The sequence below is a fragment of the Pseudomonas sediminis genome (genome assembly GCF_002741105.1).
GTDB lineage: Bacteria > Pseudomonadota > Gammaproteobacteria > Pseudomonadales > Pseudomonadaceae > Aquipseudomonas > Aquipseudomonas sediminis.
This window is the reverse complement of sequence record NZ_NIQU01000004.1, coordinates 273,088-291,672: the sequence shown is the minus strand read 5'-3', so window position 1 is coordinate 291,672 and position 18,585 is coordinate 273,088. Positions and strand designations below refer to the sequence as shown.

General features: G+C 64.1%; 19 protein-coding genes and 1 pseudogene. 8 read left to right on the top strand and 12 right to left on the bottom strand.

Features of this window, described 5'->3' with window-relative positions; all coding sequences use genetic code 11:
• Positions 1–90: 90 nt before the first annotated feature.
• Both CDO35_RS11990 and CDO35_RS11985 read left to right on the top strand, forming a co-directional pair.
• A pseudogene (locus CDO35_RS11990) lies at positions 91–330 on the top strand (contractile injection system protein, VgrG/Pvc8 family); the annotation flags it as partial.
• Positions 331–488: 158 nt separating this feature from the next.
• A complete protein-coding gene (locus CDO35_RS11985; protein WP_099524963.1) occupies positions 489–1,538 on the top strand; it encodes a tetratricopeptide repeat protein in 1,050 nt (349 codons plus the stop codon).
• 10 nt (positions 1,539–1,548) lie between these two features.
• On the opposite strand, the gene CDO35_RS11980 is transcribed toward CDO35_RS11985, so the two are convergent.
• The 6 genes from CDO35_RS11980 to purE all read right to left on the bottom strand — a co-directional run bounded on the left by CDO35_RS11980 (position 1,549) and on the right by purE (position 5,491).
• Positions 1,549–2,016, bottom strand: coding sequence for an FAD/FMN-containing dehydrogenase (locus tag CDO35_RS11980; protein ID WP_099524962.1), 468 nt, complete (start codon positions 2,014–2,016; stop codon positions 1,549–1,551).
• 18 nt (positions 2,017–2,034) lie between these two features.
• Positions 2,035–2,571 carry a DUF3299 domain-containing protein gene (locus tag CDO35_RS11975; RefSeq protein ID WP_099524961.1) on the bottom strand — a complete coding sequence of 179 codons (537 nt, stop codon included), beginning with the start codon at positions 2,569–2,571 and terminating at the stop codon, positions 2,035–2,037.
• 64 nt (positions 2,572–2,635) lie between these two features.
• Entirely contained in the window at positions 2,636–2,881 is a 246-nt protein-coding gene (locus CDO35_RS11970) for a GlsB/YeaQ/YmgE family stress response membrane protein (protein WP_017676370.1), read from the bottom strand.
• A 66-nt stretch (positions 2,882–2,947) separates the two neighbouring features.
• Positions 2,948–3,712 carry a substrate-binding periplasmic protein gene (locus tag CDO35_RS11965; RefSeq protein ID WP_099524960.1) on the bottom strand — a complete coding sequence of 255 codons (765 nt, stop codon included), beginning with the start codon at positions 3,710–3,712 and terminating at the stop codon, positions 2,948–2,950.
• A 54-nt stretch (positions 3,713–3,766) separates the two neighbouring features.
• Entirely contained in the window at positions 3,767–4,852 is a 1,086-nt protein-coding gene (locus CDO35_RS11960; RefSeq protein ID WP_099524959.1) for a 5-(carboxyamino)imidazole ribonucleotide synthase, read from the bottom strand.
• A gap of 147 nt (positions 4,853–4,999) precedes the next feature.
• Positions 5,000–5,491: a 5-(carboxyamino)imidazole ribonucleotide mutase gene (gene purE / locus CDO35_RS11955; RefSeq protein ID WP_003242109.1), complete on the bottom strand. Its 492-nt coding sequence runs from the start codon at positions 5,489–5,491 to the stop codon at positions 5,000–5,002.
• Between the two features lie 276 nt (positions 5,492–5,767).
• Here purE and adhP point away from each other — a divergent pair, with 276 nt between their 5' ends.
• From adhP to CDO35_RS11940, 3 genes are all read left to right on the top strand, one after another.
• Positions 5,768–6,790, top strand: a complete 1,023-nt coding sequence (gene adhP / locus CDO35_RS11950; protein ID WP_099524958.1) for an alcohol dehydrogenase AdhP — start codon at positions 5,768–5,770, stop codon at positions 6,788–6,790.
• A 118-nt stretch (positions 6,791–6,908) separates the two neighbouring features.
• On the top strand, positions 6,909–7,703 hold the full coding sequence (locus CDO35_RS11945; RefSeq protein WP_099524957.1) for a hypothetical protein: 795 nt from the start codon (positions 6,909–6,911) through the stop codon (positions 7,701–7,703).
• 80 nt (positions 7,704–7,783) lie between these two features.
• Positions 7,784–8,776 (top strand): AraC family transcriptional regulator, encoded by a 993-nt coding sequence (locus CDO35_RS11940; protein WP_099524956.1) that lies wholly within the window; start codon positions 7,784–7,786, stop codon positions 8,774–8,776.
• 103 nt (positions 8,777–8,879) lie between these two features.
• On the opposite strand, the gene CDO35_RS11935 is transcribed toward CDO35_RS11940, so the two are convergent.
• From CDO35_RS11935 to CDO35_RS11915, 5 genes are read right to left on the bottom strand one after another with little or no spacing between them, the layout of a single operon-like run.
• Positions 8,880–10,916: an LTA synthase family protein gene (locus CDO35_RS11935; protein ID WP_099524955.1), complete on the bottom strand. Its 2,037-nt coding sequence runs from the start codon at positions 10,914–10,916 to the stop codon at positions 8,880–8,882.
• Complete coding sequence (locus tag CDO35_RS11930; RefSeq protein WP_099524954.1) at positions 10,913–11,512, bottom strand: hypothetical protein; 600 nt, start codon at positions 11,510–11,512, stop codon at positions 10,913–10,915. Before CDO35_RS11930 ends, CDO35_RS11935 begins: the two co-directional genes overlap by 4 nt.
• Entirely contained in the window at positions 11,505–12,785 is a 1,281-nt protein-coding gene (locus CDO35_RS11925; protein ID WP_099524953.1) for a sialidase family protein, read from the bottom strand. The genes CDO35_RS11930 and CDO35_RS11925 overlap by 8 nt, the downstream gene beginning before the upstream one ends.
• A 10-nt stretch (positions 12,786–12,795) precedes the next feature.
• Entirely contained in the window at positions 12,796–13,098 is a 303-nt protein-coding gene (locus tag CDO35_RS11920; protein WP_099524952.1) for a PepSY domain-containing protein, read from the bottom strand.
• A 53-nt stretch (positions 13,099–13,151) separates the two neighbouring features.
• Positions 13,152–13,421, bottom strand: coding sequence for a PepSY domain-containing protein (locus CDO35_RS11915; protein WP_099524951.1), 270 nt, complete (start codon positions 13,419–13,421; stop codon positions 13,152–13,154).
• Between the two features lie 212 nt (positions 13,422–13,633).
• Here CDO35_RS11915 and CDO35_RS11910 point away from each other — a divergent pair, with 212 nt between their 5' ends.
• Both CDO35_RS11910 and CDO35_RS11905 read left to right on the top strand, forming a co-directional pair.
• Positions 13,634–14,662 carry a histone deacetylase family protein gene (locus CDO35_RS11910; RefSeq protein WP_099524950.1) on the top strand — a complete coding sequence of 343 codons (1,029 nt, stop codon included), beginning with the start codon at positions 13,634–13,636 and terminating at the stop codon, positions 14,660–14,662.
• Between the two features lie 63 nt (positions 14,663–14,725).
• On the top strand, positions 14,726–15,820 hold the full coding sequence (locus CDO35_RS11905) for a polyamine ABC transporter substrate-binding protein (RefSeq protein ID WP_099524949.1): 1,095 nt from the start codon (positions 14,726–14,728) through the stop codon (positions 15,818–15,820).
• Positions 15,821–15,943: 123 nt separating this feature from the next.
• On the opposite strand, the gene CDO35_RS11900 is transcribed toward CDO35_RS11905, so the two are convergent.
• Complete coding sequence (locus tag CDO35_RS11900) at positions 15,944–16,849, bottom strand: LysR substrate-binding domain-containing protein (RefSeq protein WP_099524948.1); 906 nt, start codon at positions 16,847–16,849, stop codon at positions 15,944–15,946.
• A gap of 179 nt (positions 16,850–17,028) precedes the next feature.
• Between CDO35_RS11900 and aspA the strand changes: the two genes are divergently transcribed.
• Positions 17,029–18,453 carry an aspartate ammonia-lyase gene (gene aspA / locus CDO35_RS11895; protein WP_099524947.1) on the top strand — a complete coding sequence of 475 codons (1,425 nt, stop codon included), beginning with the start codon at positions 17,029–17,031 and terminating at the stop codon, positions 18,451–18,453.
• The last annotated feature ends 132 nt before the right edge of the window (positions 18,454–18,585 follow it).

Below are 18,585 nucleotides of genomic sequence, written 5' to 3'. Positions count from 1 at the left end.
ACAGAAGGAGACTGATCTATTTACCAGGCGGCGGCGATGCTCTTTAACAAATAACCCACAACACACTTGGCGTCATCTGACGCCAAGTGTGAGGCCATCAGCCAGCCCTATCGCTTCGACGTCGAGCTGATCAGCGAACGGCCGGACCTCGACCTGGTCAGCCTGCTGCACCAGCGTGCGTTCCTTGCCTTCAGCCCCAACGGCGACGGTATCCACGGCCTGATCCATCGTGTCGAACAGGGCGAGTCCGGCAAGCGCATGACCCGCTATCGGCTGGCCATCGTGCCGCAGCTCGCCTACCTCGCACACCGCACCAACCAGCACATCTTCCACCCGACCGAATACAACTAGTCGGATGACAGCCATGTCGACCTTGCCTTCGAGGCGGGCGGCAAGACTACGATCTACAGAACCCTTGGGGCGGCCTGCGGCCTCTGATCACTCAAGGCAATAACCCAGAACAGAGTGCAGCGGCAAAATAGCTAAAGATGATAGCCCTCGTTATCTCAGGAACAATCAAGTGGCGTTTCGCTCTCACCTCCCTGCTGATGCTGGCCGGTGCCCTGGCCCACGCCGAAACGATGCGCTTCGAAGGCCTGTCCGCGCTGAAGGAGCTGAGCATCGCAGAGGGTGACTTAGGTGCCCAGCGCCTGCTGATCATTGACCGCACAGGCAAGGTGGTGCTCGACACCGGCAAGGCCTTGCAGCGTATCGAGAACGAATACTCGCCCAATAGTTACGACGGCTACTCGGCGAAACTGCTTGCCGAGCGTCAGGCCAAGATAACGGCCATTGATCTGCAGGGCGAGCGCTACGATCTGCTTTCACCATCTACCCGGGCAGGAGATTACCTGCTGTTGATCACTCGCGAAGAGGGTAATGGCGCCTATAACTTCAACCTAAGATTTAGATACGACGACACCGCGAAGTCCTTCGATCTGAACCAAGTTCTTCTGAATGAGAACAACACCGAGTGCGACCATTCGCTCCTGAGTAGCTACTCAATAGACAAGAAGATCCTTGGCGTTACATCGATTGCTAACTTCGATGGCAGCCGAGTCTTCAGTGTATTGAGGGAGTGGCGTCTGGCGCGCCAGACATCGGGTAGCATGGCGGAAAAACTGATGCCAGAGACGGTAGCTAGCAATTTCGACGCCGCTCTGAAGGCTTACAAGGTGGGTGACGCACAAGCGCTGAATACCCTCGTCGGCTACTTCCTCTCGGGCGACGAGGATGGCGACTGCGAGCCCGGCAACTACATCGCCGAGAAATACTACTTCCCGCAAAAGGTCGGCTGGTCGAACGACCTGGGCTTTCTGTTCGAGCAGGCCGGCTATTACCCGGAAGCGGTGGAACTGCTGAAGCACATCACCCGCAAACACCCGGACAGGGTCGTCGCTTACCTCAACCTGGCGGATGCCTACTGGGCGCTGGGAGAGCGAAAACAGGCCCGGGAAGCCTATGGCCAGTACCATGAGAAGATGATCGCCGCCCGGAAGCAGGCGAGGATCCCGCCGCGCGTGCTGGAGAGAAAGTAAGGCGCAGCGATCAGTGCCGCTCTGCGGCCAATGCTTGATCCAAAGCCTTTGCATCCCTGAACACCTTCTGCTCCACCAACGTCCCATCCTCCAACTGCAACCACAGCACCTCACCCTCTCCAACCTGATAACGCGGGGCGATGCGGGCGTCGTGGTCGAGGAGCACGCGGTAGTTGTAGTCGCGCATCTTCGGCAGGGCGAAGAGGGTGGCGATGATGCGGGGCATGCGGCTGATATCGGCGAGGAAGACCGCGTGGCGCTCGTCCAGATAACCCTTGGGCTTGCCTTCCAAGGCAGCGTTGACCAGTTTGGCGCCGTCCATGTCGCGGGCGACCAGGAGGATGCGGGTCTCGTCGTTCAGGGTATAGGGCACGTCATGCTGATCCAGCAGCGTCCAGGGCGCCAGGCGTTCGCCGGGCTCCAGAGCCAGTACGGCGGTAGACAGCAGGCACAGCAACAACAGGGCGGCAGCTTTCATGCGCAGACTCCAGAGCAATCAGTAGAGGTCTTCGTCGGTTACCAGACGCACTTCGCCCGCCTCCATGGCGTAGGCAGCGTCGGCCAGGTCGTTGCTGACCTGCTCCACCTTCAGTTCGCCGCTGACCCACAGTGGGGCGTAGATGTCCTCGAGTGGGATGCCCTTGGGGTAGCGCACCAGTACCAGCTGGTTGGGCGGCGGTGGTGGCACGTGGATGCAGGCGCCCGGGTAGGGCACCAGGAAGAACAGGGTGCTGTTGCCTTTCTCGTCGTTCTCCAGCGGTACCGGGTAGCCGCCCAGGCGGATGGCCTTGCCGTCGAGTTCGGGCACGGTCTTGGCGGAGTACATCACCGCAGGCAGATCCTTGTCCTGCTGGCGCAGGCCGCCCTCGTTGTAGAAGGTGCTATCGCCTTCAGGACTGTCGTGGCTGATCTCGGGCATTTCCTCGAGGGCCTTGCGGTCTTCGGGTGGCATCAGGTCGAGCCAGTCGGTTTCCGGCAGTTCGGCGTGGGCCAGGCCGGTACAAAACAGCAGGGCGAGCAGCAGGTGGCGCATGGGGTATGGCATCTCGTGGCGGCGTTAACGAGGAGCCGACAAGTCGGCTCCTGACCAGGGCTTGTCAGCCCTTCTTGATCGCGCCGTAGATTACCAGCAGAACGATGGCGCCGATCACTGCGCCGATAAAACCGGCGGCCTGTCCGGCCTGGTAGATGCCCAGCGCCTGACCGCCATAGGTAGCGGCGATGGAGCCACCGATGCCGAGCAGGATGGTCATGATCCAGCCCATGCTGTCATCGCCGGGTTTGAGAAAACGTGCGATCAACCCGACGATCAGGCCGATGAAGATGGTGCCGATAATGCCCATTGGCGTGTCTCCTTGATGAGTGCCGCTCGTGCGGCAGGCTCGGCATGGGACAAGTCAATGGGGCTATCAGTTCGCCTCGTCTGGCGGCAGAACGCCATAACGGTGGTAGATCAGGGCAACTTCGCCCTCTTCACGCATGCGTTGCAGCTCAGCGCCAAGGCGGTCGTAGAGTTCGCGCCGGTCGCTCTGGTAGCGTTTCAGCGATGCGCCGAAGTGGTTGCCCAGTACCTGCTGGTGGGCGTAGTGCGCGTAGCTGTAGGCGCGAAAGTTCATGGCCTGGAATTGCGCCTCCATCGGTACGGCGTCGAGCACTGCGATGGTGTCCAGGCGCCCAGCCCGGAACATCGCGGCCAGTTGCGCATCGTCGCTGGCATAGGCGCGACCGAGCATGTCATCGCTGTCGAAAGGTTCGAAATAGGCCGTACCGCGTTTGACGCCCAGGGACAGGTCGTACAGATCCTCGTAGCGGCTCAGTCTGGCCTCTTCCCCCGGGCGCACGACGAAGCGAACGTTCAGTTGCTGATTGCCGATGCTGGGCAGGAAATGGATGTACTCGCGGCGCTGTTGAGTGAGCAGCACGCGCGGCACTAGGTCGACTCGTCCGGAGCGCAGGTCGTCAAGACTGCGCAGGAAGGGCGCTTCACGCCACTGCAGGTCTACCCCGACACGGTGTGCGGCCGTTTCCAGCACGCTGATCAGCGGGCCGCTGGGTAGCCCGTCGACAGCACGCATCTCCGGTGGCCGTTCGCGAAAATCGACGCGCAGCACCTCTTGCGCGCCCACGCAGGTCAGCGTGAACAGTAGAGGCAGTAAGGAAAGAAGACGCTTCATGGGGGGCTCTTGAACGACCACCGTCGTTCAAGAGTCTAGCTGCGAATCGATCTGTCAGACTTCGGCGATCAACGTCTGAACGTCGGCGATACGCGCATCCAGGCTGGCGCGGTCGGCGCAGCGCAGGGTGGCATGACCGACCTTGCGCCCGGCCTTGAAGGCCTTGCCGTAGTGGTGCAGATGGCAGTCGGCAACGCTGATCACCTTGTCCACCGGCGGCACTGCGCCGATGAAGTTGAGCATGGCGCTTTCACCCAATTTGGCGGTGGAACCCAGCGGCAGGCCGGCGACGGCGCGCAGGTGGTTCTCGAACTGGCTGCACTCGGCGCCTTCGATGGTCCAGTGCCCGGAGTTGTGCACGCGCGGGGCGATCTCGTTGGCCTTGAGGCCGCCGTCCACCTCGAAGAACTCGAAGGCCAGCACGCCGACGTAGTCGAGCTTGTCCAGTACGCGGCCGACGTAGTCCTCGGCCAGCGCCTGCAGCGGATGATCGGTGCTGGCGACGGACAGGGCGAGGATGCCGCTGTCGTGGGTGTTGTGCACCAGCGGGTAGAAGCGCGTTTCGCCGTCACGGGCGCGCACGGCGATCAGCGACACCTCGCCGGTGAAGGGTACGAAGCCCTCGAGGATGCACGGCACGCTGCCCAGTTCGGCGAAGGCGCCAGTGACGTCTTCGGGCTTGCGCAGGACTTTCTGGCCCTTGCCGTCATAACCCAGGGTGCGGGTCTTCATCACCGCCGGCAGGCCAATGCTGGCCACCGCGGCGTCCAGATCAGCCTGCGACTGGATGTCGGCGAACTCGGGGGTGGGGATGCCCAGCTCGCGGAACATGGACTTCTCGAACCAGCGATCGCGGGCGATGCGCAGTGCCTCTGCACCCGGATAGACCGGCACGAACTGCGAGAGGAAGGCGACGGTTTCGGCCGGCACGCTCTCGAATTCGAAGGTGACCAGGTCGACCTCGTCGGCCAGCTGGCGCAGGTGATCCTGATCGCCGTAGTCGGCACGGATATGCTCGCCGAGCGCCTGCGCGCAGGCGTCCGGCGCCGGGTCGAGGAAGGCGAAGTTCATGCCCAGCGGGGTGCCCGCCAGGGCCATCATGCGGCCCAGTTGGCCGCCACCGATCACACCGATTTTCATAACAAAGCCCCTTTTCAGCAGGTGGCGAGACCAAGCAGTTGAACGCTGCCCGCAGCGCAGGAAGCGGAGTTTACGCCGGTAAATGAGCATTCCGAGCAGCGCACAGCGTTCAAATGCGCCGTGTCGCAGCCCCTGATGGAATGGGCGTCAGGCCTCGCGCGGGTCCGGGTTGCTCAGCACGGTATCGGTCTGTTCCTGACGGAACTGCTTCAGCGCCGCATGGAACTGCGGGTGCTGGTGACCGAGGATGCTGGCGGCCAGCAGGGCGGCGTTGACTGCACCGGCCTTGCCGATGGCCAGGGTGGCGACCGGAATGCCGGCCGGCATCTGCACGATCGACAGCAGCGAGTCGACGCCCGAGAGCATCGACGACTGCACCGGTACGCCGAGCACCGGGAGGTGGGTCTTGGCCGCGCACATGCCCGGCAGGTGAGCGGCGCCACCGGCACCGGCGATGATCACCTGAATGCCGCGTGCTTCAGCCTCTTCGGCGTACTGGAACAGCAGGTCCGGGGTGCGGTGGGCGGAGACCACCTTGACCTCGTGGGGAATGCCCAGCTTGTCCAGCATCTCGGCGGTGTGGCTAAGGGTGGACCAATCGGACTTGGAGCCCATGATCACGCCAACCAGTGCGCTCATCGTCGTGCCTCTTCTCTCGGGCGCCTCGCGGCGCGTCAAAAACCAACAAGCCACGCGGGCGGGCCAGCGTGGCTTGTCATGATTCGTTGGCCGGGTGCTGCCGGCCGAAGGCCGCGCAGTATAACGCAAAGCCACTGCTGGCGGGCAGTGGCGATGACCGTTTGTCATGCAAGCTGTGGCAGAGGGTGAAAACCGCCTAAACCTTGCTCTGGAGCAATGCCGGCGTGGGCTGCGTGCGCACACTGGACAGACACTCGCATGCAAGAGGAACCGCGCATGAACCGGACCATGAAAGCCGCAGTCGTCCACGCCTTTGGTGAGCCGCTGCGTATCGAGGAGGTGAAAACCCCGCTGCCTGGCCCCGGGCAGATTCTGGTGAAGATCGAGGCCTCGGGCGTCTGCCATACCGACCTGCACGCCGCCGAAGGCGACTGGCCGGTGAAGCCGAGCCTGCCATTCATTCCCGGCCATGAAGGGGTCGGCTACGTGGCAGCGGTCGGCAGCGGCGTCACGCGGGTCAAGGAGGGCGACCGCGTCGGCGTGCCCTGGCTGTACACCGCCTGCGGCTGCTGCGAGCACTGCCTGACCGGCTGGGAAACCCTGTGCGAGGGTCAGCAGAACACCGGTTATTCGATCAATGGCGGCTACGCCGAATACGTGCTGGCTGACCCGAACTACGTCGGCATTTTGCCGAAGAACGTCGACTTCCTCGAGATCGCGCCGATCCTCTGCGCCGGCGTGACGGTTTACAAGGGCCTCAAGGAAACCAGGGCGCGCCCCGGCCAGTGGGTGGCGATCTCCGGTATCGGCGGCCTCGGCCACGTTGCGGTGCAGTATGCCCGCGCCATGGGCCTGCACGTGATTGCGGTGGACGTCGACGACGCCAAGCTGGAACTGGCGCGCAAGCTCGGCGCCAGCCTGACCATCAACGCGCGCAAGGAAAACCCCGCCGAGGTGGTGCAGCGCGATATCGGCGGCGCTCACGGCGTGCTGGTCACTGCGGTGTCCAACGCTGCCTTCGGCCAGGCCATCGGCATGGCACGCCGGCACGGTACGGTGGCCCTGGTCGGCCTGCCGCCGGGTGACTTCCCCACGCCGATCTTCGATGTGGTGCTCAAGGCCATCACGATCACCGGCTCGATCGTCGGGACTCGCGCCGATCTGCAGGAAGCGCTGGATTTCGCTGGCGAGGGTTTGGTCAAGGCCACGGTGCACAGCGACAAGCTCGACAACATCAATGGCATCTTCGATCAGATGCGCGGTGGGCAGATCGAGGGGCGGGTGGTGTTGCAGTTCTGATTCGAGCAAGGCCACGGACTGGCAACTTTCCTACAGAACGGACGCGGACGGGCGCACAGATCGCCGCCAGGTGGCGGGCTATACTGTGCGCTCTTCATCCGAACAAGGACGTGTCGTCATGAAACAGTACGTTTCGCTCGTTGCCCTCTCCCTGCTTTCCCTTCAAGCCGCTGCGCTGGATCTGGCCAAGCATCCGCAGGTATTCGATGCCGGCCAGGGCGTGAGCCTGGCGCTGGCCCCTTCCGCTGACGGCACGCAGGCGCTGGTGCAGGTGCGCGGCATCAATCACCCGCTCGACGAAGTGGTGTTCCTTACCGACGTTCGCGAGCTGGGCAACGAGCAGCGCGACTATGGCATCCGTCTCGATGGTCGTGACTACAACCTGTTGAACAAGCGGCGCGCTTGGAGCGGCGAGAGCTACCAGCTCAACCTGCCGAACACTCAGGGCTTCGAACTCAGCTACAACGAGGACAAGACCAAGGCGCTCAAGCCGAAGGATCTCCTGGCACTCTATGAGAAGCAGGAAAAGGATGGCCTGCAGGCGCGCCTGGCTGCCTTCGACCGCAAGCAGCGTGTTGCCGATTACAGTGCGCGCCTGCAGCAAATGGACGGCGAAGCCACCAAGGCCTGCGGTACCTCGCTGGCGACCAAGGTGGACTGGAGCGCGATCAGCGACGAGCAACTGATTGGCCTCAGCGTGCCGAGCTTCTGCGGCGAGGTGGTCAATCAGATGGCCTATCTGTGCGGCCGTGATGACCGCTACAAGGCCGAAGCCAAGACCCTCAAGGGTGTCGACTGCCGCTTCGGCGAGGCGATGAAACTGCATGAGAAGGATGGTCAGCTGCAGTTCACCACCCATCCAGATGAAGCCAACCAGGGCGACTTCATCAACGCCATCCTGCGTAACCGTTGATCGTATCGGGCGGGCGTTGACCCGCCCCTCGCGGCATATTTCTTGCGTTCTATTCTCAGTCTTCCCCCACGGAACGCATCATGCTGCACGCCTCGCTGACCACCCTGCACGTGGTTTCCCTGATCCTGCAACGCTTTGCCGACCAGCCCGAGTTGCGCCCGCAATTGCTGGCCGGGAGCGGTATTGGTGCGGCTGATCTGGACAATGCCGACGCGCGCATCACCCGGGTGCAGGAGTTGCAGGTGTGTGCCAATGCCCTGGCCCTGCGTGCCGACATGGGGCTGGAGTTGGGGCGCAGCCTGCATGTTTCCTCCTATGGGCTGCTCGGTTACGCCGCGCTCTCGGCTGCCACCTTTGGTGACGCCTGGCGCCTGCTGTTGCAGTACCCTGCGCTGCTCGGCACCTATTTCCGTCTCGATCTACAGGTGGAAGGCGAACTGGCCTGGATCTGCGCCAGCGGCTATCGCGATGCCGAGGCGCTGGAAGTGTTCAACGTGGAGATGTGCCTGGCTTCGCTGAAGCTGATCGGTGACGAACTGCTGCGTCAGCCGATACCGCTGGAGGGTGCCGAGTTCACCTATGCCCAGCCGCGCTATATGAAGCGCTATGCCAAGAGTTTTCCCTGCGCGCTGCGCTTCGAGGCGCAGCGCAATGCCTTCGCCTTTCCTGCCGCGTTGCTGGAGCGCCGCCTGCCGCTGGCCGACAGCGTCACCCATGGCGATATGGTCGAGCGCTGCCGTCGCCTGAACGCCGAGTTCAGCAGCCGCCAGGCCTGGCTGGAGCGGGTGCGCCAGTTGCTGGCCGCACAGTTGGCCGAGCCGCCGGGGCTGGAGAACCTGGCGCAGCAGATGCACTGCTCGCCGCGTACCTTGCGTCGCCACCTGCAGGAACTGGGTACCAGCTATCAGGGCCTGCTCGACGAGTTGCGCTTCGAGCGTGCCAAGGCTCTGCTCAATGAGCAGCAATGGCCGGTGTATCGCATCGCCGAAGTGCTGGGCTTCAGCGAAACCGCCAGCTTTCGGCATGCTTTCCAACGTTGGAGCGGCGTGCCGCCGAGTCGCTTTCGCGCCTGAGATGATCGATGGCATTCGCGGCTGAAGCTGCTCCTACACACTCCGTAGGAGCGGCTTCAGCCGCGATAAAAGCTCGCCGCTAAAGCGCCTCCCACAAGTGTGCTCACTTCTCTGCTTGTACGTTGCGATACATCTGCAAGCGCGCTGCTTCATGCAGGCCACGGCTTAGCCCCAGCAGGCGCTGGAACTCTTGCGGGTGGCGCTCGGCGACGTTGTCGCGTGGCGTCGGCGAGCGCAGGTCGTGCAGGGTCGGCGAACTACCGTCGTGCTGCATCTGCACGAGAAAATCTCGGGTCACCGCGCCGATCACCGGGAAGGTGCCTTCCTGCAGCACCAGCGGCACCACGCGCTCACCTTCCGGCGCCGGCAGTTGCAGGTCACGACCGAGGCCGCCGTTATCGAAGGGCACGCCGACCATGCCGGCTACGGTCGGCAGCAGGTCGGCCAGACCCACGGCTTCGTCGAACTCGCGCGGCGCCAGCCATTTCGGCGCGTGGATCAGCAGCGGCACGTTGTTGCTCTCCAGCCCCAGTTGCTCGAAGGCTGGCGCCATGTGCGGAATCTGGCTGATGCGGGTGTTGTGGTCGCCGAAGAAGACGAAGATGGTGTCGTCGTAGAAGCCTTGCTCCTTGGCTAGCTCCATCAGGCGACCGATATTGAAGTCCAGCAGGCGCACCGCGTTGTACTGCTCGACGCTGCGCGAGCCGGCCTGCTGCACCTGTTCCAGCGGCAGGTCGAGCGGCTCGAAGCTGTCGTTGTCCTTGGGGATGGTGAAGGGCCGGTGGTTGCCGGAGGTCTGCAGGTAGGCGAAGAACGGTTTGTCCTTGGGTAGGGCGCCGAGAAGGCGCGTGCTTTCCTTGAAGAAATCCAGGTCGGAAATGCCCCACACGTCCACCTGTGGCGACTGCCAGTGACGCTCCTCATAGAGCTGCACGTCGTCGATGCTCTGGCGGATCAACGCATTGATATTGGCCCAGCCGGCGTTGCCGCCGATCATGTAGAACTTCTCATAACCGTTGAGCGCGTTGATCAGCGTGCGCTGGCGGGCGATCAGCGGGTTGCGCGTGGCGGTCTCCTGGCGCGACACGTCGGGGATGCCGGTGATACTCGCCCACACCGTCTTGGCGGTGCCGGTGACCGGCACGTAGAAGTGTCGGAAGAACCAGCTTTGCTGGGCCAGACGATCCAGGTTCGGCGTCGGGTTCAGCGGGTTGCCGTAGGCGCCGACGGCGCTGGTGCCGAGGGATTCGAGCATGACGAAAACCACGTTGGGCTGGCGCTCGGCCTGAATGCGATGCGCTTGCACCGGCTGGTGCCGGAAGAAGTTCAGCCCCTGCGCATCACGCTCGCTGACGCCCAGGTAATCGGCAACCACCTCGTAGTGCTCGCGCGCGGCCGCTTCGTCGAAGGCGGCGGGTTCGAGCTTGAGGGTGTCGAAGAGAAACAGCGCCGGGTTGAGGCCGAGCGCGCCGATCTGGCTGTTGCCGCTGTAGAAGGCATCGCTCCAGCGCAGCGGCACCGGGTTCTCCAGATTCAGCGCGCTGGCGCGGCCGAGCAGGCCGAAGAATACCAGCACGCCCACCACTGCCGCACCGCCAAGGGCTGGCAGCACACCAACCTTGCCGCTGGCGGGGCGATCCAGGGTGGCGCGCTCCAGGCGTAGCAACGCCCAGGCCCACAGTGCCACACCGGCCAGCCAGGCCAGGGTTATCCACAGTACCGGGTAGGTCTGCCAGAGCATGCCGGCGGAAATCTGCGCATCGCCGGCAAAGCGCAGCACCGTGGCGTTGAGGCGCACACCCAGATAGGCGTAGTGGCCGAAGTCGACTATGTACAGCAGGCCCAGCGCCGCCACGGCCAGCAGTAGATAGCCGCGCAGCAACCAGCGTATGGCGCGAAAGCGCGCCAGGCGCAGCTTTGGTAGCGCCAGCAGGAGGCCAACCGGCAGCATCAACAGCAGGGCCAGACGCAGGTCGAAGCGCAGGCCGATGCCGAGGGTCGGCAGCACGTCCGGCTCGCTGATGCTCTCAACAGCGAAGAAGCCCAGCAGGAAAAGCCCGCGCAAGCTGGCGAATAGCACGAACAGCAGCGTCGTGAGGCCTGCCAGGTAATGCAGGCGGCGGGATTTCAACCAGCTCATGCGAGGTTCCTTGTTCGAGTCGAGAGTCGAATCAGCAGCCAGCGTCCGCCTGCCAGAAGCAGCGCGCCGAGGCTGTAGAGGGCCAGGTAGGGGTCGATCAGGTAGTCCCAGTAGTTTTCCGATGCGCCCAGGCGCAGGGCGAAGGCCAGGGTCGCCAGTACCAGCGCCAGGGCGCCGAGCCAGCTGCGCTGGACGATCAGCACCACGCACAGCAGGCCCAGCACCATTAGCATCGGCCGTGGTTCGAAGCCGAGCTGGTAGGGGTCGGCATAACTCAGGCCCAGCGCCGCCGGGTAGAGCAGCACGGCCAGGCCGGCGAACAGCGCCAGGCTGGCCAGGCGATCACCGGCGCTGGCAGGTGGCACGCCGAAACGACTCAGGGTCGACCAGCCGAGCAGCACCAGGCTGGCCACCGACAGGTCGCCGATATAGGTGCGCAACTGCAGCGCCAGGCTGATGCCCTGCACCGGAACCAGGCTGAGCAGCAGGCTGCCTGCCAGCAGGATGCCGCGCTGGGTCGTATTGCGCGTCAGTCGCGTGAGGATCAGGAAAACCAGCAGGGCGAAGGCCAGGTGCGGCAGCCAGAAGTCAGTCATGCGGGCGGCGCTCCGACAGCCAGGCCTCGTTGAAGGCCAGGTGCTTGATGAACATGTCGTTCCATGAATAGACGAGGTGGTAGGTGCCCTCGCGGTCGCGGGTGAAGTAGGGGTACTCGTAGTCGAAGGTGCAGCCTTCGGCGCTGCACATGCGTGCCGTTACCTGTTCGAGAAAGCGCGCCTGCTGCTCGGGCTTGCCGCCGCTGGCGCGGTATTTCTCGCTGACCACGGCGGGAAATTCGTCGCCTGGGATCGGCTCGCCCCAGGGGTTGGGCGTCTCGTCCAGCTCGCCCAGGGTGCGCCAGTTACCCAGCTTGGCGTCGGTGGCGTAGAGGGTCAGGCGGAAACGGCCGTCCTCCAGGTCGTTCATCGCCACCAGCAGGCTGCCGTCGGGGCGACCGACCGCCGCCAGGGACGAGTTGGGGTTGCTCGGTTCTACTGGTTCCGGTCGGCTCCAGCTACGCCCGGCGTCTTCGCTGTAACTGGCCAGCACGCGGTGATGCTCCTCACCGGCATAGCGCAGCAGGGCCACGGCACGGCGCTCGTCCAGCGCCACGACGGTCGGTTGCAGGGAGTAACGGCCCTTGCCGATGCGGTACTTGCCCAGCACCTCGCCATTCGCGCTCAGGTGCAGGTACTCGGGAAACTTGCCGAGGAACTCGTGATACACCGGCAGGCCGATGCTGCCGTCGGCATGGAACACCGGCGCGGCGCGCACCAGGGTGCTGATATTCAGAAACGGGCTGGTGACCAGTTGGCGCGGCGCCGACCAGGTTTCACCGAGGTCGTCGGAGACCATGGCGTTGACCGCGCTACCAGCCCAGCCGCCGAGCGATACCGAGACGTAGAACAGCCAGAGGCGATTGTCCGGCGCCAGGCTGATCACCGGGTTGCCCAGCTTGCGGATGTGCTTGCCGACCGCGCGCTGGGTCGATTCGCGCGTGGCCAGCACGCGCTCGCCGCTCCACCGACCGCTGGCGGCATCGAAGCGTGCGGCGCGGATCTGCACATCGGCAGCGCCTTCGCGGCTGCCGGCAAACCAGGCCGCCATCAGGTCGCCGCCGGGCAGGCCGGTGATCGAGGCGGAATGGACGAAGTCCTCCAGGTCGGAGGAGGCGAAGTGCGCGGCCAGGGCCTGTGGCGCGTCGGCCGCGGGTGGCGCTGGCTGTTTGGCGAAGGGGGCCAGCGCATGGGGCGCGGCGCCGAGCCAGGCGCAGGCGAACACCGTGGCCGCGCCCAGCAGCAGGGCGCAGGTCTTGAAGGTCGGGGTCATGGTTGGTGGCTCAGGGATGGCTGGGCTTTCGCAGGCTGGAGCTGGCCACTTCCGCCACCGGGCGGGCGTCGACCGGGTCGTAGTAGACCTCCAGCTTGCGACCGTCACGGTCGAAGCCATAGATCTCGTAGCAATGGCCGGGGGTGATGCGGAACTTGGTGATCTGCACGCCCTGGCGCTTCATTTGCTCGCGGAACTGCGACTCCGGCATCCAGGCGCTGCGGTCGGGGCGGGCACAATCGGTGTCGGCCAGCAGCGGCGTGGCGCCGAGCAGCAGCAGACCGCCCAGGGCGGTGCGGGCTAAAAGGGGCATGGCGGGGCTCTCGTCACGAGGCGCCGGCCGCCAGGGCCAGCGCCGGGCTGCGCTTAGTCGTCGATCTCGGTCTTCACGGCCTTGCCGCTGACCGGATCGTGGTAGATCTCGACCTTGCGGCCTTCCTTGTCGAAGCCGTAGAGCTCGTAGCAGTTGCCTTCGGTGACCTTGAACTTGTTGATCTTGTAGCCATCGGCCACCAGCTTGGCCTGGAACTGGTCGGGGTCTTGCCAGGTGGAGCGTTCGGCCGTGGTGCATTCGGTCTTGGCGAAGGCCGGTGCGGCACAGGCCAGCAGGGCGGAAACGAGCAGTAGACGACGCATGGTAAGGCTCCTGATGGGGTTCGGAGCCGTTACCTTCGGCGCCCTGGCTTAACGAAAACTTAAGGCTCACACCTCGTTACATCTTGCCGGTGAGCATCCGGGTGGCAGCGCAATTTGGCCATTTCGATCCCCTTTTGGCCGTTGCCAGCGTTCTCGACGCTGGCCGCGCAGGCGAACAATGCAGGCACAACAACGAGCCTGGAGCGCTTTGCATGCTCACCTACTACAGCGACGACCACCACCTGCATCACGGCAAATGCGAGCTGATCGACGGGCAACTGATGCCCTGCTTCGAGAAGCCGCAGCGCGCCGACCATATCCTCGCCCGTGTGAACAATCGCCAGCTCGGCGAGGTTCGCGCACCCAGGGATTTCGGCTTGGCGCCCATCGAGCGCATCCACAGCAAGGCCTACCTGGAGTTCTTCAAGAGTGCCTGGGCGCGCTGGCAGGAGCAGGGCGGCAAGGGCGACCTGCTGCCGTTCACCTGGCCGGCGCGCACCCTGCGCCGGATGATCCCCAATGACCTGCACGGCCAGCTCGGCTACTACAGTTTCGACGGCGGTGCGCCGATTACCGCCGGCACCTGGCAGGCCGCCTACAGCGCCGCGCAAGTGGCGCTCAGCGCCCAGCAGGAGATCGCCAACGGTGCCCACAGCGCCTTCGCCCTGTGCCGTCCGCCAGGCCACCATGCAGCCGGTGACGTGATGGGCGGTTACTGCTACCTGAACAACGCTGCCATCGCCGCCCAGGCCTTCCTCGACCAGGGCCGCAAGAAAGTTGCCATCCTCGATGTCGACTACCACCACGGCAACGGCACTCAGGACATCTTCTACCAGCGCAGCGATGTGCTGTTCGCTTCCATCCACGGCGACCCGGCCGAGGAGTTCCCGTTTTTCCTCGGTTATGCCGACGAACTGGGCGAGGGCGCCGGCGAGGGCTACAACTTCAATTACCCGTTGCCCATGGGCAGCTCCTGGGAGGCCTGGAGCGCCGCACTGGAGCAGGCCTGCCAGCGCATCGCCGAGTATGGCGCGGAGGTGGTGGTGGTGTCGCTGGGTGTGGACACCTACATGGAAGACCCGATCTCGCAGTTCAAGCTCGACAGCCCGGACTATCTGGCCATGGGCCGGCGCATCGCCGCGCTCGGCCTGCCGACGCTGTTCATCATGGAAGGCGGCTACGCGGTGGAGGCCATCGGCGTCAACGCGGTCAACGTGCTGGAAGGCTTCGAGGGCGCCTGATCGGCGCCTCATCAGCAGTCAGAAATCTGCCAAACAAGAGCAATATTTCAGGGGTGAGAAACGATGAAAGCCATCAAACAGATGCTCGGCGTCGCCCTGTGCGGCGCCACCCTGCTCAGCGGCGCGGTGCAGGCCAAGGAACTGCGCGTATACAACTGGGCGGACTACATCCTCCCGGAGGTGCCCAAGGACTTCCAGAAGGAGTCCGGCATCCAGATCACCTGGGACACCTTCGAGACCAACGAGGCGCTGGAGGCCAAGCTGCTCACTGGCAACTCCGGCTATGACCTGGTGATCCCCTCCAACCAGTTCCTCGAAACCCAGATCAAGGCCGGCGTGTTCGCCCCGCTGGACAAGTCGAAAATCCCCAACTGGAAGAACCTCGACCCGGTACTGCTTGGCCTGCTGGAGAAGAATGACCCCGGCAACCAATACGGCGTGCCCTACATGTACGGCACCGTGCTGATCGGCTACAACCCGGACAAGGTCAAGGCCGCGCTCGGTGAGGACGCGCCGGTGAATAGCTGGGATCTGGTGTTCAAGCCCGAGTACATGGAGAAGCTGAAATCCTGCGGCGTGGCCATGCTCGACTCGCCGACCGAGATCATCCCCATCGCCCTGCATTACATGGGTCTGGACCCCAACAGCACCAACCCGGCCGACTATGACAAGGTCACCGAACTGCTGCTGAAAGTGCGTCCGTACGTGGCCTACTTCCACTCGGCCAAGTACATGACCGACATCGCCAACGGCGACATTTGCGTGGCCATCGGTTATTCGGGCAGCTTCTACCAGTTCGCCAACCGCGCCAAGGAAGCGGGCAACGGCGTGACGATCAACTGGCGTCTGCCGAAAGAAGGCGCGCCGATCTGGTTCGACACCTGGGCCATCCCCAAGAGCGCCAGGAATTCGGACGAAGCCCACGCCTTCATCAACCACCTGCTCGAACCCAAGGTGATCGCGCCGATCAGCGATTTTCTCGGCTACCCCAACCCCAACGTGCCGGGCATGGAACTGGTGGGCGCGGAAATCGCCGACGACCACGACCTGACCCCGACGCCGGAGCTGCAGAAGTCGCTGTACGTGGTGCAACCGCTGCCGCAGAAGATCGAGCGCGTGCGGACGCGGGCGTGGACCTCGATCAAGTCGGGCAAGTGAGCCTCAGCGGTTTGGCTCGAGCATAAAATCTCGCGGCTGAAGCCGCTCCTACGGGGTGTGTAATGCTCTGTAGGAGCGGCTTCAGCCGCGATTGCCTTACCCGTAGGGTGCGCCGTGCGCACCCTAGCCACCCACCGCCCCCGTCTCCAGCTTGCGCCAAAGCAGGCGCACGGCCGCCTTGCGCGACATGCCCCAGCGATACAGGCGGATCTCCAGCGGTATATGCCAGTGTTCCTTGCCGCACACCACCAGTTCGCCACGGGCCAGCTCGGGGCTCATCGACAGGCGCGGTACCCACGCCACGCCCAGGCCTTGCATGGCCATGGCTTTGAGGCTGTCAGCCATGGCGGTTTCATGCACGGTGGTCGAGCGCAGGGCGCGCTGGCGCAGCAGCAGGTTGACCGAGCGGCCGAGGAAGGTGCCGGCGCTGTAGGCCAGCAGCGGCACGCTCTGTCCGGTGTCGAGGTCGAACAGGGGCGCGCCTGTTTCATCTGCGGCGCATACCGGCAGCATTTCGCTGTAGCCCAGGTGCAAGGACGGGAACATGTCCGGTGCCAGCTGCACGGCGGCGTCCTGGTCGTGGTAAGCGAGGATCAGGTCGCAGGTGCCCTCACGCAGCGAGTGCACTGCTTCGCCGACGTTGGTCGCCACCAGGCGGGTGCTCAGCGGCAGGCCATCGCGGCGCAGGCGGGCGATCCATTCGGGAAAGAAGCCGAATACCAGCGAGTGCGCCGCTGCTATTTGCAGCGCTTCGCCCTGTTGTCCTTCGAGATGATGCAGGTGACGCACCACCTCACCCAGCTGCTCGACCATGCTGCGTGCGGTGAGCAGGAACAGCTGGCCGGACTCGGTCAGCTCCACCGGCGTGCGCGAGCGGTTGACCAGCGTCAGCCCCAATGCGGCCTCGAGGCTGCGGATGCGCCGGCTGAACGCCGGCTGGGTGACGAAGCGCTTCTGCGCCGACTGGGAGAAACTGCGGGTCGCGGCCAGGGTGACGAAGTCTTCCAGCCATTTGGTTTCCAGGTTCACGGGCGCGTCCTCCGCTCATGTCAGGGCAGTGCACACGGTTGGTGCATTGTTGCGGTCACATCCACATTATGCCGATCATGCATAGGGCAGCAAGTAACGGCATTGGTAGCGAGACGGTCAAAGCCCCTATTCTATTGGCATCGCGGCACTTGCCGTATTTCCCAAGAGTCATCTCTATCATGTCCTCTGCTGCATCTGTTCGCGTCGAAAAAGACCTGCTCGGTACCCTCGAAGTCTCCGCTGATGCCTACTACGGCATTCAGACTCTGCGCGCCGTGCAGAACTTCCGCCTGTCTGGCGTGCCGCTGTCGCACTACCCGAAGCTGGTGATCGGCCTGGCCATGGTCAAACAGGCTTCGGCTGACGCCAACCGTGAGCTGGGCCACCTGTCCGCTGCCAAGCACACGGCGATCAGCACTGCCTGTGCACGCATCATCCAGGGCGAGTTCCACGAGCAGTTCGTGGTCGACATGATCCAGGGTGGCGCCGGCACCTCGACCAACATGAATGCCAACGAGGTGATCGCCAACATCGCCCTCGAGGCCATGGGTCATGAGAAAGGCCAGTACCAGCACCTGCACCCGAACAACGACGTGAACATGGCGCAGTCGACCAACGATGCCTACCCGACCGCCATCCGCCTCGGCCTGCTGCTCGGTCACGACAGCCTGCTGAGCGCGCTGGACAAGCTGATTCAGTCGTTCGCCGCCAAGGGTCTGGAATTCGGCCACGTGCTGAAGATGGGCCGCACCCAGTTGCAGGACGCCGTGCCGATGACCCTCGGCCAGGAGTTCCGGGCCTTCGCCACCACCCTGGGTGAAGATCTGCAGCACCTGAAACTGCTGGCGCCGACCCTGCTCACCGAAGTCAACCTGGGCGGTACCGCGATCGGCACCGGCATCAACGCCGATCCGAAATACCAAGCCCTGGCGGTCAAGCGCCTGGCCATCATCAGCGGTCACCCGCTGACCCCGGCTGCCGACCTGATCGAAGCCACCAGCGACATGGGCGCCTTCGTGCTGTTCTCCGGCATGCTCAAGCGCACCGCGGTCAAGCTGTCGAAGATCTGCAACGACCTGCGCCTGCTCTCCAGCGGCCCGCGTACCGGCATCAACGAAATCAACCTGCCACCGCGTCAGCCGGGTAGCTCGATCATGCCGGGCAAGGTCAACCCGGTGATCCCCGAGGCGGTCAACCAGGTGGCCTTCGAAGTGATCGGCAACGACCTGGCGCTGACCATGGCCGCCGAGGGCGGCCAGCTGCAGCTGAACGTGATGGAGCCGCTGATCGCCTACAAGATCTTCGACTCGATCCGCCTGCTGACCCGCGCCATGGATATGCTGCGCGAGCTGTGCATCGACGGCATCACCGCCAACGAAGACCGCTGCCGTGAACTGATGGAAAACTCCATCGGCCTGATCACCGCGCTCAACCCCTATATCGGCTACGAGAATGCCACTCGCATCGCCAAGGTCGCTCTGGAAAGCGGACGCGGCGTGCTGGAGCTGGTGCGTGAGGAGCAGCTACTGGACGAGTCCACCCTGGCCGACATCCTGCGCCCCGAGAACATGATCGCCCCGCGCCTCGTGCCCCTGCAGCCCTGATGGGAGATTCGGCAACGCCGACCGTCAGCTGCCCGCCCGTCCGCGTAGCTGACAACCTGATTCATAGGAGGCCTTCACCAGCCTCAACCTTCAGGGATGGCCTCGGCCATCCCTTTTTTTGCCCGACATCCT

Bases quoted from the DNA above. Each gene is read 5' to 3' on its own strand.
- CDO35_RS11985 (WP_099524963.1), top strand. From the start codon at position 489: ATGATAGCCCTCGTTATCTCAGGAACAATCAAGTGGCGTTTCGCTCTC.
- CDO35_RS11980 (WP_099524962.1), bottom strand. From the start codon at position 2,016: ATGAAAGCTGCCGCCCTGTTGTTGCTGTGCCTGCTGTCTACCGCCGTA.
- CDO35_RS11975 (WP_099524961.1), bottom strand. From the start codon at position 2,571: ATGCGCCACCTGCTGCTCGCCCTGCTGTTTTGTACCGGCCTGGCCCAC.
- CDO35_RS11970 (WP_017676370.1), bottom strand. From the start codon at position 2,881: ATGGGCATTATCGGCACCATCTTCATCGGCCTGATCGTCGGGTTGATC.
- CDO35_RS11965 (WP_099524960.1), bottom strand. From the start codon at position 3,712: ATGAAGCGTCTTCTTTCCTTACTGCCTCTACTGTTCACGCTGACCTGC.
- CDO35_RS11960 (WP_099524959.1), bottom strand. From the start codon at position 4,852: ATGAAAATCGGTGTGATCGGTGGCGGCCAACTGGGCCGCATGATGGCC.
- purE (WP_003242109.1), bottom strand. From the start codon at position 5,491: ATGAGCGCACTGGTTGGCGTGATCATGGGCTCCAAGTCCGATTGGTCC.
- adhP (WP_099524958.1), top strand. From the start codon at position 5,768: ATGAACCGGACCATGAAAGCCGCAGTCGTCCACGCCTTTGGTGAGCCG.
- CDO35_RS11945 (WP_099524957.1), top strand. From the start codon at position 6,909: ATGAAACAGTACGTTTCGCTCGTTGCCCTCTCCCTGCTTTCCCTTCAA.
- CDO35_RS11940 (WP_099524956.1), top strand. From the start codon at position 7,784: ATGCTGCACGCCTCGCTGACCACCCTGCACGTGGTTTCCCTGATCCTG.
- CDO35_RS11935 (WP_099524955.1), bottom strand. From the start codon at position 10,916: ATGAGCTGGTTGAAATCCCGCCGCCTGCATTACCTGGCAGGCCTCACG.
- CDO35_RS11930 (WP_099524954.1), bottom strand. From the start codon at position 11,512: ATGACTGACTTCTGGCTGCCGCACCTGGCCTTCGCCCTGCTGGTTTTC.
- CDO35_RS11925 (WP_099524953.1), bottom strand. From the start codon at position 12,785: ATGACCCCGACCTTCAAGACCTGCGCCCTGCTGCTGGGCGCGGCCACG.
- CDO35_RS11920 (WP_099524952.1), bottom strand. From the start codon at position 13,098: ATGCCCCTTTTAGCCCGCACCGCCCTGGGCGGTCTGCTGCTGCTCGGC.
- CDO35_RS11915 (WP_099524951.1), bottom strand. From the start codon at position 13,421: ATGCGTCGTCTACTGCTCGTTTCCGCCCTGCTGGCCTGTGCCGCACCG.
- CDO35_RS11910 (WP_099524950.1), top strand. From the start codon at position 13,634: ATGCTCACCTACTACAGCGACGACCACCACCTGCATCACGGCAAATGC.
- CDO35_RS11905 (WP_099524949.1), top strand. From the start codon at position 14,726: ATGAAAGCCATCAAACAGATGCTCGGCGTCGCCCTGTGCGGCGCCACC.
- aspA (WP_099524947.1), top strand. From the start codon at position 17,029: ATGTCCTCTGCTGCATCTGTTCGCGTCGAAAAAGACCTGCTCGGTACC.